The sequence below is a fragment of the Bacillus sp. CCB-MMP212 genome, assembly GCF_022748145.1.
GTDB classification, from domain to species: domain Bacteria; phylum Bacillota; class Bacilli; order Bacillales; family Bacillaceae_G; genus Bacillus_A; species Bacillus_A cereus.
Genome location: NZ_JALDQE010000001.1, coordinates 557,012 through 573,390 on the forward strand (window position 1 = coordinate 557,012; position 16,379 = coordinate 573,390).

Sequence of the window (16,379 nt, forward strand, 5' to 3'; positions counted from 1 at the left end):
AAAGTAATATATGAATCAGACTCTTTTCCTCTTATTTAGAATACACAATCTTTTTAATCGTTTCCCCAGAAAGAAAATATTCTTCTGCAAGTTGATGAATAGCAATCCCACTTTTAAACGCTTCTTTAATTGCTTTATTTCTTTCATCTAGTTGTTTTCTTCCGCCAGATCGTGTACCCCATTTATAATGTTTCGTTTCTTGTTTCGGAATGTAAATTGTTTCACCTTGTATATACTTTTGAATTTCGGTAATTAAACTCTCTGGTAAAACAGCATTAGCTTTTACGTATTTCATTTCTGCTCGCCCCTTATTTTTTATGGTTCATTTCAATAAGGTGCAAAGCCAAATATAAAAAATGATACGAGCTCATATAGGCGATTGTATATTACTTGTCTACCTCACGCAAAGTATCGCCATTTCCATACTTGGCTTTGCATGAGACGTTGCAGTGTCTGGCAATTGAATTATAATCGCCATATAAACACCTCCTAATATACCTTTTGCATTTTATTATATGATAAATTCCTTCTCCTTGCATCCACACCCTTCTTAAAGCACGAAATTACTTAGTTTGATATAATACTTTTTAACTGAATTAAAAATCATTGTGAGGTTACATTATGAAGAAAAAAATTATCATTACAATCGTTACACTATTCTTTATTATCACGGCATTATTCGGAACATACAAATTGATGAACGCAAGAAGCTTTCAATTATTTGGAGATTTAACACAACGCGTAGAAACAAATGAAAAAGTGATTGCTTTAACTTTTGATGATGGCCCTACTAACAATGTAAAACAAATATTACCGCTACTAGATAAATACAACGCTAAAGCTACTTTCTTTTTAATTGGAAATGAATTAGAGCAAAATTTATCGTTAGGAGAAGCTATCGCGCAATCTGGGCACCAACTTGGAAACCATACATATTCTCATAATAGAATGGTTTTCAAAACACCTTCTTTTATTAAAGATGAAATAGAAAAAACGAATTCATTAATCCGCCAAACAGGATTTACAGACGAAATTGATTTTAGGCCCCCTAACGGTAAGAAGTTAATAGGGCTGCCATATTATTTAAATAAAAACAATATCGAAACAATCACATGGGATCTTGAGCCCGATACTTTTTATAAATCTGCGGCTGATAAAATTAAATACGTTAATAAAAATGTAAAACCAGGTTCTATCATTTTACTGCACTCTATGTATGATGAGTCTAATGAAAATTTACAAACGATTGAAGGTATTTTAGATTCTTTATCTAAGAAGGGCTATCAGTTCGTAACAGTAAATGAATTGCAAAAAAGAGCAAAATAAAAAGGTAGCGTATCTTTGTATGATACGCTACCTTTCTTTTTATATAATGCCAAGTACATTTAAGAATACGATAATAATCGCAATTGGTGCGATATAACGAAGTAAAAATAACCATAATACGAATAGTTTATAACCTTTATTTTTACTTACACCTAGCTCTTTCATTAATACATCTTTCTTCATTTTTAAAGGAACAAAGATAGAAACTAATAATACACCAAGTGGCATTAATACGTTACTTACTGCATAGTCCGCTAAATCAAAGACTGTCTTCCCGAAAATCTTCAGATCACTTAATATACCGAATGATAATGCTGATGGTACCCCAACAACGAAGATTAATAACCCTACGATTAAGGCCATTTTTTCACGTTTCCCTTTACCTTTTGATGTTAACGATGCAACACTAATTTCTAACATCGAAATTGCTGATGTAATCGTAGCGAAGAAGAATAGTAATAAGAAAACAATGAAGAATAATTTTCCGAACGCCATTTTACTGAAAATAGCTGGCAACACGATAAATAATAGTCCCGGCCCTTGAGATGGTTCCATTCCAAATGCGAACACAACTGGGAAAATTGCAAGTCCTGCAAGTAATGTAATAACAAGAGTTAAGGCTACGATAGAAAATGCTGAACGTGGTAAGCTTTCTTCTTTCGGTAAGTACGAGCTATACGTTACCATAACGGCTACCCCGACAGATAATGAGAAGAACGATTGCCCCATTGCGTATAATATAACTTCTGATGTTACATGTGAGAAATCAGGTTGTAAGAAGAAACGAACGCCTTCTCCAGCACCATCTAATGTAAGTGCACGAACGATTAATACAAAGAATAAAACGAATAATGCTGGCATGAAATATTTATTTACTTTTTCAACACCATTTTGTACACCTTTACTTACGATGAAAATAGTAATAAGGATGAATAATAGCTGTGATCCAACTGCTAAATATGGATTGGAAATGATTTCACCAAACGTAGCTTCGTATGCTCCATTTCCTTCCCATAGTCTACCTGTAATTGCATTCCATAAATATAATAAAATCCAGCCTCCTACAACACTGTAGAAAGAAAGTAATATGAAACATGTTACAATTCCTAATTTACCTAACCAAGGCCATAACGTTTTAGGAGCAATCTCTCTATATGCATCGACAGCCTCTTTTTGTGTACTTCTTCCAATAACAAATTCAGCTAATAATAGCGGTAAACCAATTAATAATGTGAAACCGATGAAAATTAGGAAGAACGCTCCGCCTCCTCCAATGCCGGCCATATATGGGAATTTCCAAATCGCCCCAAGACCAATTGCCGAACCTGCTGCAGCTAATACGAAACCTAATTTCGATGTCCATTGCTGTGAATTCATTTGTTAATCTCCTCTCTATCTCTTTTTCTTTGTTACAATTCGGTATTTATATTGTTCTATCAATACTCTTTTCTAATACGTTCACTTCCTCCCTAATAATAAAAAACGTCCCTACGTAAATACGTAGGGACGACAAAAATATCGCGGTACCACCCTAGTTGTGAAGAACACTAAGAAACCACCTAAATAAAAACGCCCCTACGCAAAAACGTAGGGACGATAAAATATCGCGGTACCACCCTAGTTATGAAGACACACAAAAGTTAGGACCTAAATAAAAAACGTCCCTACGTAAATACGTAGGGACGATAAATATCGCGGTACCACCCTAGTTGTGAAAAAATCTTCACCACTTTATTTGATAACGGTATAAACTACCGTCTTTCATTTCCTCATAATGCGAGATTTATGAAAGATGCTCCAGGACGAACTTCATGAATAATCTATATACTGATTCACACCAACCATCAGCTCTCTGAAATAGGGAGATATTCACTACTATACCCTTTCATTGCCCAAATATTATTTTCCGAATTGATTACTATCATTTTTATCACACATTAAAAATAGTGTCAACTTATATTTCGAATTTTTATGTATTACAATCTATTTTAAAATTCGAAATATAAGTTTTTAGTTTAGAAAACAAGTGGATTAGTACATAACGAATTCTAACAGGCAATAGAAAAAGAATTACGTATTATTGATACTTATTCAATAATACAAATCATCTAGAAACATAACTTGTCTCTCTGTATTAATTTTTTAAGAGTTTGATGGATACCAAGAAAATTTCGCATCACTATCCAGTGGTCTATTTTTCGTTTCTTCTTTAATTACACGAAACCATTCATTTAGAATTTGAGTTTTGGGCAATTGAGCAGCAAGGTTATCTTCCCAAATTATATGTGAAAACCAGGCTTTCGTTTCCCATTCAAACTGCAATTGCGCAAACGAAATTATAGGGTGATCAGCTTCATGAAATTGCTCATTTACTGCATTTGAAACTTCTGGAGCTTGCGGTAACAACTCGTTCTGAATTCTATTTCTTATCGTCTCATTTTCTAGCTGATCCCAGAAATACAATTGCCCATTTATTTGATAGAAAATATCAAATGAAGCCTCACCTTTCTTCAAATTCAATAACACGAAGGCACGTTCCACATCATTGTCAGCCGCTTTTACAGCATTAACAATTATATTTTGTGCCATTGATACCCAGTAACTAGTCGCTTCCTCTACCGGTGATTCAACATACAATTCTTCACTTAATTCATGAAGAGTGGCTTCTTGCTCATTTACTTTTTCAACTTTTTTAAAAAACCTATTAAAAAAACCCATAACTTCCCCCTTATTACTATTTTCTATTTCACAAAATAAAAAATAGATTTTTCTTGCTCATCCACATTTACTCCTGGCGCGTATGTATGAACTTGTTGCAACACTTCTTCTATTAGCAACTCTAACTCCTGCACACTATTTTCTGGACTCCCTATTAATGTGTCCGCCATACGTTCATATAAATTTTCAGGTTTAATAGTCATTCGTTCCACATTATTAGGCATCCATTTAAACGCTGGATGATGTACATACATTTTATTCAAACCAAATAAAACACCGAATACGTTCCTTTGTACTTCGCAAATAACATCATAAAGCATAAGCCAATCTTTCCGTTTTAAAAGCGCCTTTCGATTGTGCCAACGATTACTTAACCATAGATTTTCTGAAATCATTCGTTTTACTAGTTCATCTGAATATACCACTACTCTATCTTTTAATTCATTCACTTTCCCTTCTCCATACAAACTAACACCATCATGAACGGATGATACAATACATTGTTTTTCATAACTTATATCATATTGATCCACCACATCCGAAATCACTTTCTCTACTGTCTCTGTTAAAAAGTTACTAATCTCTAATTTAATTCCCTCTTTCGTTAAATACGTTTCCGACCATTCTTCTTCCTCATACGGATGATACGATAATATTGTCCCATCAATATGATGAATAGGGGCCCTACGATCCTCATCTTCTGGCGGTGTTGACCATAAAATATGTAATTCTATATCTGAATGTTCATCTTCAAGCTTTCTAGCTACTGAACCCGCTAAAATAATGGCTTCTACTTTCGGATTTTGCCTATAGATCTCTGACATCTCTATTGCTTTCTCTTTTAATCCCATTTCATTTCCCCCTAAAATTGCAGTAATCCCCTATACTGCATTTATCTATTTCGATATTATAGCTTGCATTACCTTTTCAAATTCCTACTACATCATATTTCTATCCAAAAGCGCTGAATAACTTCACCAGTACGAGAAGAAACTACTTCATTTTCTAACACACCGCCAACCTTTTGAATCGTTTTAACAGAACCGATATTGGATTCATCACAAGTTATTAATACTTTCTGCAATCCTAATTTTTGCGCTTCAGCTAATGCAAGTTGTAGTTGTTTCGTAGCGTAACCGTGGCGACGTTTATTTGGATGGACACTATATCCAATATGACCGCTTTCCCGTAATAATTCTGGATTTAATCTATGTCTAATATTCACAAAACCTATAAGTTCCCCTTTTTCAAAACTTAAAAACTGACTAGATGGCACTCGATTAGCTAGTAAATTTTCTCCTAGTTCTTGTTTACTCACTTTTTCAAACCATTCATCAAGAGAATCAAAGTTTTGTAAAGAACTACTTCCATGTGGTTGTTCCCCTGAGTTTAAAAACGCGTGTCTATACGCTGTAATATGCTCACTATATTCATGGGTTGGTTTTAATAGTTTCATTGTTCTTCTCCCCTCTTCATTCCATAAAACAAACACCTTAATAGTAGCTATTCACTATTAAGGTGTTTCTATCCTTTTTATTCAAATAACCCCATGCTCAAATAACGTTCACCTGTATCAGGCGCAATACATAAAACTTTTTTACCAGCGCCTAGACGTTTCGCTATCATGATTGCAGCGTAAACAGATGCTCCGGAAGACGGCCCAACTAATAATCCCTCTTGTCTAGCTAAGTTTCTCATTGTCGTTAAAGCCTCTTCGTCTGCAATTTGAATAATTTCGTTATACACTTCTGTATTTAAGTTTTTCGGGATAAACCCTGGGCTTGTTCCTACTAGTTTATGGGGACCTGGTACACCACCTGATAAAACGGGAGATCCTTTCGGTTCCACTACTGCAATATATAAGTTTGGTAATTTCTCTTTTAACGTTTCACCAGTCCCTGTAATCGTTCCGCCTGTTCCTGCCGTTGCAACAAAAGCGTCCAGCTCTCCATCCATTTGTTCGTAAATTTCAAGCGCAGTCGTATAACGGTGAATATTCGGATTAGCTGGATTTTCAAATTGTTGCGGGATAAAACTATTCGGTATTTGTTTTTGCAGTTCTAACGCCTTCGCAATTGCTCCTGGCATTCTTTGTTCTGCTGGTGTTAAAACTACTTCTGCTCCGTATGCTTTCAATAAATTAATACGCTCTTTTGACATATTATCTGGCATAATTAAAATCGCTTTATACCCTTTAGCTGCTGCATTCATCGCTAAACCAATCCCTGTATTCCCGCTTGTCGGTTCAATAATTGTATCTCCTGGTTTGATGAGACCATTTTCTTCTGCAACGTGAAGTAAATTATAAGCAGCACGGTCTTTCACACTGCGCGATGGATTAAACATTTCTAGTTTCACATACACATCTGCTGCGTCTTCCGGAATAAATTTAGATAATCGGACGACAGGTGTATCTCCTATTAATTCCGTAACGTTTTCACACAATTTCATAGCGCATCCCCTATTCTATCGTTTTCTTATCACTTGGCAGTAACCATGAAGTGAGTCCAATTAATGGTAGACAACTACATAATAGCATAATAAATTGCAGGCTATATATATCTGCTAATTTCCCAAGAACTACAGCACCTAATGCTCCAAGTCCAAACGCAAGACCTACGATTAATCCTGACACCATTCCCACTTTTCCAGGTACAAGCTCTTGTGCATATACAACAATTACACTAAAACTACTTGAACTAATAAAACCGATACATAAAAATAACGGTACGACCCACACAAGTGAGACATGTGGTAATAACAGTGCAAGTGGCGCTGAACCTAACATTGAAAATACGATGATATTTTTCTTACCAAATCGATCTGCTAACGGTCCTCCGAAGAAAGTTCCTAACACACCAGCAATCATAAATGCGAATACGAAATACTGGGCATTTTTTATAGATAAACCGTAATGCTCTATTAAGTAAAATTGATAGAAATTCCCGATACCAGCACCGTACCAAGAGCGTACAAAAGTAAGAAAAACAAGAAGTATAATAACGAATTTAATGTGTGTACTTACAATTGCATTTTCCGCCTCAAGTGCAGCCCTCTTCTTCCTTCTTACAGCACCGGTTGCTAATTCATTTTTGTACCAATTCGATACGAAAATTAATAATACAATTCCTACTGCTGCAAATGCTGTAAAACCTAATGAACCAATTTGACCGAGTGGAACGAAAATTAGCGCTGTAAAAATAGGAGCTAGAGAATTCCCCGTGTTTCCCCCAACTTGATAAATTGCTTGCGCTAACCCTCGTTTTGCACCTGCCGCCATATACGCAACACGAGCGCCTTCTGGATGAAAGACCGCGGAACCTAAACCAATAAATAAAACAGAAATAATAACAATAATAAAGTTTGGTGCAAACGCGAGTCCAATCATTCCAAGCATACTTGAAAACATGCCGAGTGGTAATAAAAATGGTGACGGCTTCTTATCTGAATACATACCAAACACCGGTTGCATAATCGATGACGTCATATTTAATGCAAACGCAATCCACCCTACTTGCATATAGGATAAATTCATCGTTTTTTCCAAAATAGGAAACAACGCCGGCACAACTGCTTGCATCGAATCATTTAAAAAATGCCCAAAGCTAATCGCAAATAAAATTCGATATATTGTCGGTGTTTCTACAGTTTCTTTGTGTGAAACTGCCTGCATATGTGAATCTCCCCTTTCTGTACAAAATATATATTTATTACAGTAGGTGTAATAAATTCTGACTTTTGAAACATTTCTATTCTATACTGCTTTCATTTCTTTTTCCAGAAATATAACTTAACTCCCGTCATTGGCTTGCATCCTTGTAACTTTCAGCGGTAAAACCGTACAAAAAAAGACAACCCAATCACATACTGGGTTGCCTCTTACATTAAATTGCAAAATGCTTATACTTCTCGTAATCACTCGTCTTACATTCTATTTCTAATTTGGTACCTTCGTTTTCGTAACTCGTAGATAAAACGTGTGCATGATTATTGAAATACGAAACTACCTGTCCTTGATCATATGGAATTAACATTTCACACTTCGTATATTCTTTATAGATGTGTGAGCGAATCATTTCTACAAGTTCTTCAATTCCAACATGTTTCTTCGCTGATAAATAAACGCGATCTTCTTGCACTTTCGGAATTTCAACATCTACCATATCTGATTTATTATAAGCATAGATCGTTGGAATATTTTCTACTCCAATTTTCTTTAACGTTTCATTTGTAATATCAATTAATTGTTCATAATTTGGATTTGCGTAATCTACAACGTGAATAAGTAGGTCTGCTTCCGCTACTTCTTCTAACGTTGAACGGAACGCCTTCACAAGATGATGTGGTAATTTACTTACAAATCCAACTGTATCTGTTAATAAAAATGATTTATTATCTGGCAAATCAATATTTCGTACAGATGTTTCTAACGTCGCGAATAACATATCTTTTTCAAATACTTGCTTTTCTTCTGTACCATTATAAATTTCAAGCATTGCATTCATCGTCGTTGACTTTCCTGCATTCGTATAACCTACTAATGCTACAACAGGTATTTCATTTTTCTTACGCTGCTTTCGCTGCGTTTGACGCTGGGCAACGAGCGCTTCTAAATCTTTATTCAAAACTGAAATTTGTTCTTCGATTTTACGACGGTCTAACTCTAACTTTTTTTCACCGACACCTTTATTTTTCGTACCAACGCCGCCGCTCTGTCTCCCTAACGATTCACGAAGACCGATTAAACGAGGCATCATATACTGAAGGTGTGCTACTTCTACTTGTAGCTGTGCTTCTTTCGTTTTCGCACGTTGCGCAAAAATATCTAAAATTAAAATGGTACGATCAATTACCTTACAATCTAAATCCTCTTCTAAATTTCGAATTTGTGAAGGAGATAATTCATCATTAAAGATAACCATATTCGCATCTATTTCTTGTACATACGCTGCTACTTCTTCAATCTTTCCTTTTCCGATATAATGCGACGGATTTACTCGTTGTAAATTTTGCGTTACTTGCCCAATTACCTCTACATCACAAGCTTCCGCAAGATTTGTTAACTCTTCCATCGAATATGCAAAATCATCTTCATTACCTACATTTACTCCAACTAAAACTGCTCTTTGTAATACTTCTTCCATATATTTATTCCTCCATTTCGATTACGTAAAATAAAAAACACAGGTCGCTGCCTGTGTTTTCGTAAACGGATAAGGGTTCACCAAAGAAATAGAAGAAAGCTATGCTTTCATCCTATTTTATAGTCAAAAAGTCCCAAGATTGTATACGTATCCACAGTAAGTGTTCACTTATACAATCCCATTCTATTTATAAAGGCAAAACAAAAAGAGGGCGTATTCGTCCCTCCCTCTTTTTCACATATAAGCTTAATAAAGGGTTCCTTTAAAATAGGCAGACCAATCCCGTTCACTCTGTACACAGACAGAGCCTTTGAGCGCTATTCAATTATTGGCACAAAGTATTGAGACGTAATCTGATTAAGATCAAAGGAAGCCCCTCCGTTCATTTTAAGTTACATAAAGTGTAGCATAAGTAATTCGCTTTCACAAGGTTTAACAACCTATATCACACTAAAGAATATCTTTATATTTTTACTTTAATCGTCATTTTTTGCGAGTTTTTCTCACAATAAAAATAACAAAAACAATCATCAATAACAAACCAATGGAAATAATAGCAACTTGCCGCCAATTTAAACCGCTCACCATCTCACCTTTTAAATCCACTTTCTTCGTCGGAACAGACTCTTTTGCAATTTGACTTAAAGCCGCTTTGTCCGCCCCTGCCTCATCCAATCTCTTCGTTCCACTACAACTATTTGTGTATAATTGTTTTTCTGATCCTCTTTGAGTAGAAAATACTAAGTACTCTCCTCCTTCTACAAAGCGAAACATACAATCACCACCCTTTGTATATACGATAATTTGCGAAGAAGTTGTCCCTTTCCAAATTTTCTTCACTTCAAATAACACTTCAGTTCCAACCCCTTCTTTCCTTCCAACCTCAATTACTTTTCCCTCAAACACTACATCGTTTTTTTGAAATGCATCTTCTGTTGATACTTTAATACAATCACAAGCATAAGATTTCTCTGGAAAAATAATAAGAATAAAGCTACAAATGATGACGACAGGAAACATCTGTAAAATCCTTTTCAAGGAGCTCAACTCCCTTCATTATCAATTTTAGAAACTTCTCGTATATTATTTTTACAGCACTCGCCAAATTCCTTCATAGTAAGTTAAGTATTATCGTTTTAATACAACAAAAATCTTTATTGACATTTTTATAACCTAATATTAGTATCAGGTTATAAAAATAAAAGTTAGGAGATGTTCCTATGCATTCTAAATCTCGTATTACTGCAATTGGTACTTATGTTCCAGATCAAATATTGTCTAATAACGATTTAGAAAAGATGGTCCATACGAATGATGAATGGATTGTACAAAGAACAGGAATGAAGGAAAGAAGAATCGCTAGCGACGAAGAATACTCCTCAAACTTAGCCATTAAAGCAATTGAAAATTTATGTACAACATATAAGAAAAACTTAGAAGATGTCGACTGTATCATTGTCGCTACTACTACTGCTGATTACGTTTTCCCTAGTGTTGCTTGCCAAATACAACAATACTTCAACATACCTCATACACTAGCTTTTGATTTAAATGCAACTTGTGCTGGTTTTACATATGGACTACACGTCGGTAATAGCTTAATCACTTCTGGATCACATGAAAAAGTACTTGTCGTAGCGACAGAGACATTATCTAAAGTTACTGATTATACCGATAGAACGACCTGTATTTTATTCGGTGATGGTGCTGGAGCTATTTTATTAGAAAGAGATGAAGACACCCCAAGCTTTATCGCTGCTCACATGGGAACAAACGGTGATGGCGGCATTCATCTATATAGAACAAACTTATCTACTACTATGAATGGCACACCACTGCAAACAAATGAAAAAATCGTTCAAAATGGAAGAGAAGTATATAAATGGGCAACACGTACAGTGCCAAAAGGCATAAAAGATTTAATACATACCGCAAATATGCAAGTAGATGATATAGACTGGTTCATACCCCACAGCGCTAACTTACGAATGATTGAATCTATTTGCGAAAAATCTCAAATTCCAATACAAAAAACATTAACGAGCGTGGAATATATGGGGAATACCTCTTCAGTCACCATTCCACTCGCTTTAAATTTAGCTATAAAAGAAGGAAGGTTAAATAACGGAGACACACTTTTACTATACGGATTTGGTGGCGGACTTACGCATTTAGGACTTATTGTAGAGTGGAATTTAATTTAAGTGTATAAAAAGAGGTTCTAGTCAGTAACTAGAACCTCTTTTTCATTTAATTTCTTGCCCCTTTTCGAGACCATATCACAACAGGAATAAGTAATAACGCTAACACGCCTCCAGCCAATGACAATGCCGCATAACTTGAATTCGCTACTACCATACCTGACATTGCTCCACCAGAAGCTCCAGCTAGCGCAATAAAAACATCTATTTTCCCTTGTGTTTTAGCACGTGTAGACGGTGTTGTGGAATCAACGATTTGTGCTGTACCACTTATCAATCCGAGGTTCCATCCTAGCCCAAGTAAAGACAGAGCAACGATTAATAATAATAAAGAATCACTTGGCGCTATCGCAGCTATGACACCCGCTGCAAGTAAAATCACTCCACCAGCTATGCTCATTGTAGTTCGGCCAATTTTATCAATTAACATTCCTGTAACGAGAGATGGAAGATACATTGCACCTACATGAAAACCTATCACAAGTCCTACTGCACTTAAACCGTGACCGTGGTGTCCCATATGAACTGGCGTCATCGTCATAATCGCAACCATCACTATTTGCGTAAGTATCATTACGATTGCTCCAACTGTAATACCTCGTTTATTTTCTTTCGCTTCTTCTGTTATTGGTTGTCCTTTATATGTATGTTCCTGTTTATATCTTTCTATTATGTTAGCAATAATCAAAGGATCTGGACGAAGCATAACAAAAAGAACTAGACCCGCCAGTATAAATGCTGCTGCCGATAGTATAAACGGACCTGCAAGTTTAGGAACTCCAATTGAATGAGCAAAACTTCCCATTACCCCTACTAAATTTGGTCCTGCAACTGCACCGAAAGTCGTCATTACCATCGTAATACTAACAGCCGTTGCTCTCTGCTTCTTATCTGCTAAATCTGTACCTGCATAACGAGCTTGTAGATTCGTGGCTGTACCGGCACCATATATAAGTAAAGAAATAAGTAAAAGAATAATACTATTTGTTAAAGCTGCCATTACAACACCAATTGCTCCAAATCCGCCTACTATAAACCCTGTTGCAAGACCTATCCGGCGTCCATATCGTTGCGAAAGCTTCCCTACTATGAAAGCTGCTAATGCCGATCCCAATGTAAACATAGCAGTTGGTAATCCTGCAAATGCATCTGTTCCAAGCATTTGCTGCGCAAGAAGTGCACCTACTGTAATACCAGCAGCTAGTCCTGCACCGCCAAACATTTGTGAAATGCTGACGATTATTAACGTTCGTTTGTATAGTTTTTGTTGCTCTTCTTCTGTGTACACATGATTATCTATTAAAGCCCCTGCCTTATCTAGCAATTCCCCATCCTCCTTTTAAAATTAATCCCTCTTGTTAATGTACTATGTATAACGTTACATATTCAATGGCATTTTCCATTCATCCCTTTCATTCTAAAAAACTTTCTAATCATACTCGACTTATCCCATGCTATATTAAAAATACTACTATTCACAATATGCAAGGAGAAAACAATGAAAAAAACAGGCTGCTATAGCCTGTTTTTCTTTACGCTTCTTCTACTAATCTTCCCTTTCTCTTTTTACTCAAAGCTTTCCCTTCCCAAAACAACAAACTTACGAAAGCACAAATTAAAATAATTGGCACACTTGCTTTATATAAATCTGTAAAACTCATAGCCATCTGATTCTTGGCATAATGATTCACATCATTTGAAAATGTGAGTACTTCTTTCTTTATACTTTCCTCTTGTTTTTCAACTTCTTTTGTCACTTGCCTCATAACTTCTTCTCTTTTTACATCTCTATATTCTACTGGAACTTTTCTTAATATTTCATCCGTCTTGTCGCGAATCAATTCTTCCTTTTTCTCTTTACTTAATCCCATTGTCATTGCATTTTGTTTCTTATTTATATTCGACTCTAAACTTTGATTCTCTATTTTTTCTTTAGTCATTTGTAAAATTTCAGTTTGCTCAGTACTATTCACATGAATAGTACGCACCTTTTCTTCTGCATAACGATATACTTTTTCTTTATTTACAGTTAAATTGTGAGTTAAGTTAGAGACAAATATTGCGACTGCCAATACAATTCCGACTTGTCGTAACATTGATACAACACTTTGAGAAGCAGTTAACAATTCTCCTTCAAACGAAGACGCACTTAAAACTGTAATTGGCCCCACTACTAAACCATATCCAACACCTAATATCATACATGGAATAATAATTTCTATATTTGTTGAATGAACATCAATCATTTGCAACCAATAGTAGGAAAGCCCCATAATAAGAAATCCTGACAAAATAATAGTTACTTTTCCGAGTTTTTTAATTAAAGTTGCTGCAACTGGTGAGACAAAAAATATCATTGCTGAAATAGGTGTCACTAAAAAAGCCGCTTCAATTTCCGTTCGACCTTGTAGTTTCGTCAAGAACGTTGGAAGCAATACAGTAACTCCAATTAAAAATAAATTACTTAATATAACAACGATAGACGCTCCGACAAACATTCGATCTTGAAATAACTTTAAATTCACCATTGGATTATGAATCTTTCGTTCTACTAAAACAAATAGAATAAGAGAAATAGTGCTAATTGCATAACAAGACAAAGCAATATTACTTTGCCATCCCCATGTATTACCTTTTACTAATATGAGAGTAAATGAAAAAATTGCTGTGCTACTTAATAGTAGTCCTATCCAATCTATTTTTGAGATAATACGTTCTTCATTTTTTATTTGTAGCATGATGCAACATAACACGATTCCTATTATACAAACCGGAACATTAACGAAGAACACCCATCTCCATCCTAAATGTTGCGTAATAATTCCACCTATTACTGGTCCCATAGCAGCTGACAATCCTTGTGTTACTCCTAAAATTGCAAGCGCAACATGCCTCTTAGCTAATGGCATAGCTGATACACCAATTACCATACTTGTTGGAAATAAAATCGCTGCCCCAATACTTTGTATAAAACGAGAAAAAATAAGAAAATCACCTGTATTAGCAAAAGCGCAAAGTACCGATCCACCACCAAAAATCACCAGACCAAGAATATACATCTTTGCTTTTCCAAAGATATCAGCTATCCGCCCTAACGGAATGGCAAGTACTGCAATCGTCATTGTATAAACATTTAATACCCAAGACATCTTTTCTAACGAAGTATTTACACTCGATTGTATTGCCGGTAAAGCTATATTCATAATTGTCGTATCAATCATACAAAGAAAGATACCTAGACACATTAAAAAGACAATCTTAATACCCTTTGATTGCTCCATCTTTATATACCCCTTTATTTATTGTGAACGCGTTTTTCATTCTTCTGTTTTATTGTTTTCTTTCGCCTCTAACTCTTCTAATTTTTTCTTCAAAGTCTCCACTTGTGCACTATACGATGCAATACCTACATCTAGTGAAATTTCTTCGACGAAAGTAATACCTACTCTCCACTTTTCATATTTCAATCGAAGATCTGCAATGTACGCTTCTTTTCTTTCAATTTCATCTTTAATCCATTTTTTTATTGTTACATCATCACTATAGTTACCAAAATACATTCTCATTAAAAAATCCGAACGTAAAACATCCTTCTCTACAGGTGTCTGCATGTATTGATAAAATTCTTCACGCCCCTCATCTGTAATAAAGTACATTTTCTTATTCGGTTTTCCCTCTTGCATGACAACCTCTTTTTTTATTTTCCCTTCATTCTCCAATTGTCGTAACGTTGGATAAATCATTCCAAAACTTCCATCAAAAAAATGAGTAAATACGTCTTCAAACACAATTTTAATATCGTAACCAGACAATTCCTTTTGCATTAATAAACCTAAAACAACATCTCTTCCCTTCAAAGTAAAACCCCCACATAGTATATAATCAATAATCATATTAACAATGTTAATATGATTATTGATTATATACCTTATTCTGTTAATTGTAAAATGTTTCTAAATAAAAAAGCCCCATAATTTGGTTTCACCAATTCACAGGACCATTTTCTTTTTTACTCTTTAACACCTACATCTTGCAAAACTTCAATATCCTCTTTCATTTCATAATAATAAGAAGGCAATTCTATACCATGTTCTAAGAAATAATCCTCAATGAATGAAATAATGATTTTTAACGTTTTCACACGGGCATACAATTTATCGTTACTTTCAATAATATGCCACTTCGCATTTGGCTTACTTGTTTTTTCAAACATGTCTTCCATTGTTTCAACATATTCATCCCATTTTTCACGATTACGCCAATCTTCGTCTGTAATTTTCCATCTTTTCAAAGGATTTTTCTCTCTATCTTTAAATCTCTTTAACTGTTCCTCTTTACTTATATGGTAGAAGAACTTCCCTATTATGTAATGGTCATCTGTTAGTAGTTTTTCAAAATCATTAATCTCATCATATGCTCTCATCCACTCTTCCTTTGTAGCAAATCCTTCAACACGCTCAACTAACACACGACCGTACCATGAGCGATCAAAAATGGTGATTTGCCCGTACTGTGGAATTTTGCGCCAGAAACGTTGCAAATAATGGTAACGTTTTTCATGAGGTGCAGGTGCTCCAATTGGATTTACTTGGAACCCACGTGGGTCAAGATGTTCCGTCACCCGCTTAATTGCCCCACCTTTACCAGCCGCATCCCATCCTTCCATAACAAGCATAACCGCGATTTTTTCTTCTTTCAAAATTTGCTGTAATGCTAATAAGCGCCTTTGATATTTTTCGAGTTTCTTGTTGTACTTAGATTTTGATTCAATTTTTTTCGTTAAATCTACTTTAGCAAGATGTACATTTTCCATAAAACAAAGACCCCTTGTTGTATGACAATGTTACTTTAACATATTTTGGTAATTTTTTCATATCCTAAATAGCTGTGTAGAAACATCTCTACACAGCTTCCCTCTCTAATTTCACATATACAAGCACATTTAACTACATTAAAATAAATAATTTATACGGAATTCTTAGTATATTCT

General features: G+C 35.1%; 15 protein-coding genes and 1 other annotated feature. Of the genes, 2 read left to right on the forward strand and 13 right to left on the reverse strand.

The features are described 5' to 3' along the window. Window positions 1-31 precede the first annotated feature (31 nt). Entirely contained in the window at window positions 32-295 is a 264-nt protein-coding gene (locus MRP26_RS02820; RefSeq protein WP_000878325.1) for a CD3324 family protein, read from the reverse strand. Between the two features lie 326 nt (window positions 296-621). Between MRP26_RS02820 and MRP26_RS02825 the strand changes: the two genes are divergently transcribed. After that, the gene (locus tag MRP26_RS02825) at window positions 622-1,326 is read left to right on the forward strand and encodes a polysaccharide deacetylase family protein (RefSeq protein ID WP_000726858.1); all 705 of its coding nucleotides are present in this window, start codon (window positions 622-624) and stop codon (window positions 1,324-1,326) included. A 39-nt stretch (window positions 1,327-1,365) separates the two neighbouring features. Here MRP26_RS02825 and MRP26_RS02830 read toward each other — a convergent pair whose 3' ends face one another. From MRP26_RS02830 to MRP26_RS02865, 8 genes are all read right to left on the reverse strand, one after another. Further along, on the reverse strand, window positions 1,366-2,703 hold the full coding sequence (locus MRP26_RS02830; RefSeq protein WP_001088187.1) for a sodium-dependent transporter: 1,338 nt from the start codon (window positions 2,701-2,703) through the stop codon (window positions 1,366-1,368). Between the two features lie 298 nt (window positions 2,704-3,001). After that, window positions 3,002-3,224 (reverse strand) — a binding site (T-box leader). 244 nt (window positions 3,225-3,468) lie between these two features. Beyond that, on the reverse strand, window positions 3,469-4,044 hold the full coding sequence (locus MRP26_RS02835; RefSeq protein WP_000505541.1) for a hypothetical protein: 576 nt from the start codon (window positions 4,042-4,044) through the stop codon (window positions 3,469-3,471). A 23-nt stretch (window positions 4,045-4,067) separates the two neighbouring features. Next, window positions 4,068-4,895, reverse strand: coding sequence for a DUF4037 domain-containing protein (locus tag MRP26_RS02840; RefSeq protein ID WP_242805954.1), 828 nt, complete (start codon window positions 4,893-4,895; stop codon window positions 4,068-4,070). A 92-nt stretch (window positions 4,896-4,987) separates the two neighbouring features. Next, window positions 4,988-5,500: a GNAT family N-acetyltransferase gene (locus tag MRP26_RS02845; protein WP_197241823.1), complete on the reverse strand. Its 513-nt coding sequence runs from the start codon at window positions 5,498-5,500 to the stop codon at window positions 4,988-4,990. 77 nt (window positions 5,501-5,577) lie between these two features. Next, window positions 5,578-6,495 (reverse strand): cysteine synthase A, encoded by a 918-nt coding sequence (cysK, locus tag MRP26_RS02850; RefSeq protein WP_000762271.1) that lies wholly within the window; start codon window positions 6,493-6,495, stop codon window positions 5,578-5,580. A gap of 10 nt (window positions 6,496-6,505) precedes the next feature. Then, entirely contained in the window at window positions 6,506-7,717 is a 1,212-nt protein-coding gene (locus MRP26_RS02855) for an MFS transporter (protein ID WP_242805955.1), read from the reverse strand. Window positions 7,718-7,928: 211 nt separating this feature from the next. Then, window positions 7,929-9,188, reverse strand: a complete 1,260-nt coding sequence (gene hflX, locus MRP26_RS02860; protein WP_000393281.1) for a GTPase HflX — start codon at window positions 9,186-9,188, stop codon at window positions 7,929-7,931. Between the two features lie 483 nt (window positions 9,189-9,671). Beyond that, on the reverse strand, window positions 9,672-10,208 hold the full coding sequence (locus tag MRP26_RS02865) for a cobalamin biosynthesis protein CbiN (protein WP_142238795.1): 537 nt from the start codon (window positions 10,206-10,208) through the stop codon (window positions 9,672-9,674). A gap of 200 nt (window positions 10,209-10,408) precedes the next feature. On the opposite strand from MRP26_RS02865, the gene MRP26_RS02870 reads away from it, so the two are divergent. After that, window positions 10,409-11,392, forward strand: coding sequence for a ketoacyl-ACP synthase III (locus MRP26_RS02870; protein WP_075716890.1), 984 nt, complete (start codon window positions 10,409-10,411; stop codon window positions 11,390-11,392). A gap of 46 nt (window positions 11,393-11,438) precedes the next feature. On the opposite strand, the gene MRP26_RS02875 is transcribed toward MRP26_RS02870, so the two are convergent. The 4 genes from MRP26_RS02875 to MRP26_RS02890 form a co-directional block, all read right to left on the reverse strand. After that, entirely contained in the window at window positions 11,439-12,713 is a 1,275-nt protein-coding gene (locus tag MRP26_RS02875; RefSeq protein ID WP_000884513.1) for an MFS transporter, read from the reverse strand. A gap of 208 nt (window positions 12,714-12,921) precedes the next feature. Beyond that, entirely contained in the window at window positions 12,922-14,670 is a 1,749-nt protein-coding gene (locus MRP26_RS02880) for an MDR family MFS transporter (RefSeq protein ID WP_053564780.1), read from the reverse strand. A gap of 36 nt (window positions 14,671-14,706) precedes the next feature. Further along, entirely contained in the window at window positions 14,707-15,246 is a 540-nt protein-coding gene (locus MRP26_RS02885; RefSeq protein ID WP_000678346.1) for a PadR family transcriptional regulator, read from the reverse strand. 152 nt (window positions 15,247-15,398) lie between these two features. Further along, on the reverse strand, window positions 15,399-16,202 hold the full coding sequence (locus MRP26_RS02890) for a polyphosphate kinase 2 family protein (RefSeq protein WP_053564781.1): 804 nt from the start codon (window positions 16,200-16,202) through the stop codon (window positions 15,399-15,401). Window positions 16,203-16,379 lie beyond the last annotated feature (177 nt).

What these genes read in the sequence shown, in the direction of transcription:
- MRP26_RS02820 (WP_000878325.1), bottom strand. Translation starts at nt 295, where the DNA reads ATGAAATACGTAAAAGCTAATGCTGTTTTACCAGAGAGTTTAATTACC.
- MRP26_RS02825 (WP_000726858.1), top strand. Translation starts at nt 622, where the DNA reads ATGAAGAAAAAAATTATCATTACAATCGTTACACTATTCTTTATTATC.
- MRP26_RS02830 (WP_001088187.1), bottom strand. Translation starts at nt 2,703, where the DNA reads ATGAATTCACAGCAATGGACATCGAAATTAGGTTTCGTATTAGCTGCA.
- MRP26_RS02835 (WP_000505541.1), bottom strand. Translation starts at nt 4,044, where the DNA reads ATGGGTTTTTTTAATAGGTTTTTTAAAAAAGTTGAAAAAGTAAATGAG.
- MRP26_RS02840 (WP_242805954.1), bottom strand. Translation starts at nt 4,895, where the DNA reads ATGGGATTAAAAGAGAAAGCAATAGAGATGTCAGAGATCTATAGGCAA.
- MRP26_RS02845 (WP_197241823.1), bottom strand. Translation starts at nt 5,500, where the DNA reads ATGAAACTATTAAAACCAACCCATGAATATAGTGAGCATATTACAGCG.
- cysK (WP_000762271.1), bottom strand. Translation starts at nt 6,495, where the DNA reads ATGAAATTGTGTGAAAACGTTACGGAATTAATAGGAGATACACCTGTC.
- MRP26_RS02855 (WP_242805955.1), bottom strand. Translation starts at nt 7,717, where the DNA reads ATGCAGGCAGTTTCACACAAAGAAACTGTAGAAACACCGACAATATAT.
- hflX (WP_000393281.1), bottom strand. Translation starts at nt 9,188, where the DNA reads ATGGAAGAAGTATTACAAAGAGCAGTTTTAGTTGGAGTAAATGTAGGT.
- MRP26_RS02865 (WP_142238795.1), bottom strand. Translation starts at nt 10,208, where the DNA reads ATGTTTCCTGTCGTCATCATTTGTAGCTTTATTCTTATTATTTTTCCA.
- MRP26_RS02870 (WP_075716890.1), top strand. Translation starts at nt 10,409, where the DNA reads ATGCATTCTAAATCTCGTATTACTGCAATTGGTACTTATGTTCCAGAT.
- MRP26_RS02880 (WP_053564780.1), bottom strand. Translation starts at nt 14,670, where the DNA reads ATGGAGCAATCAAAGGGTATTAAGATTGTCTTTTTAATGTGTCTAGGT.
- MRP26_RS02890 (WP_053564781.1), bottom strand. Translation starts at nt 16,202, where the DNA reads ATGGAAAATGTACATCTTGCTAAAGTAGATTTAACGAAAAAAATTGAA.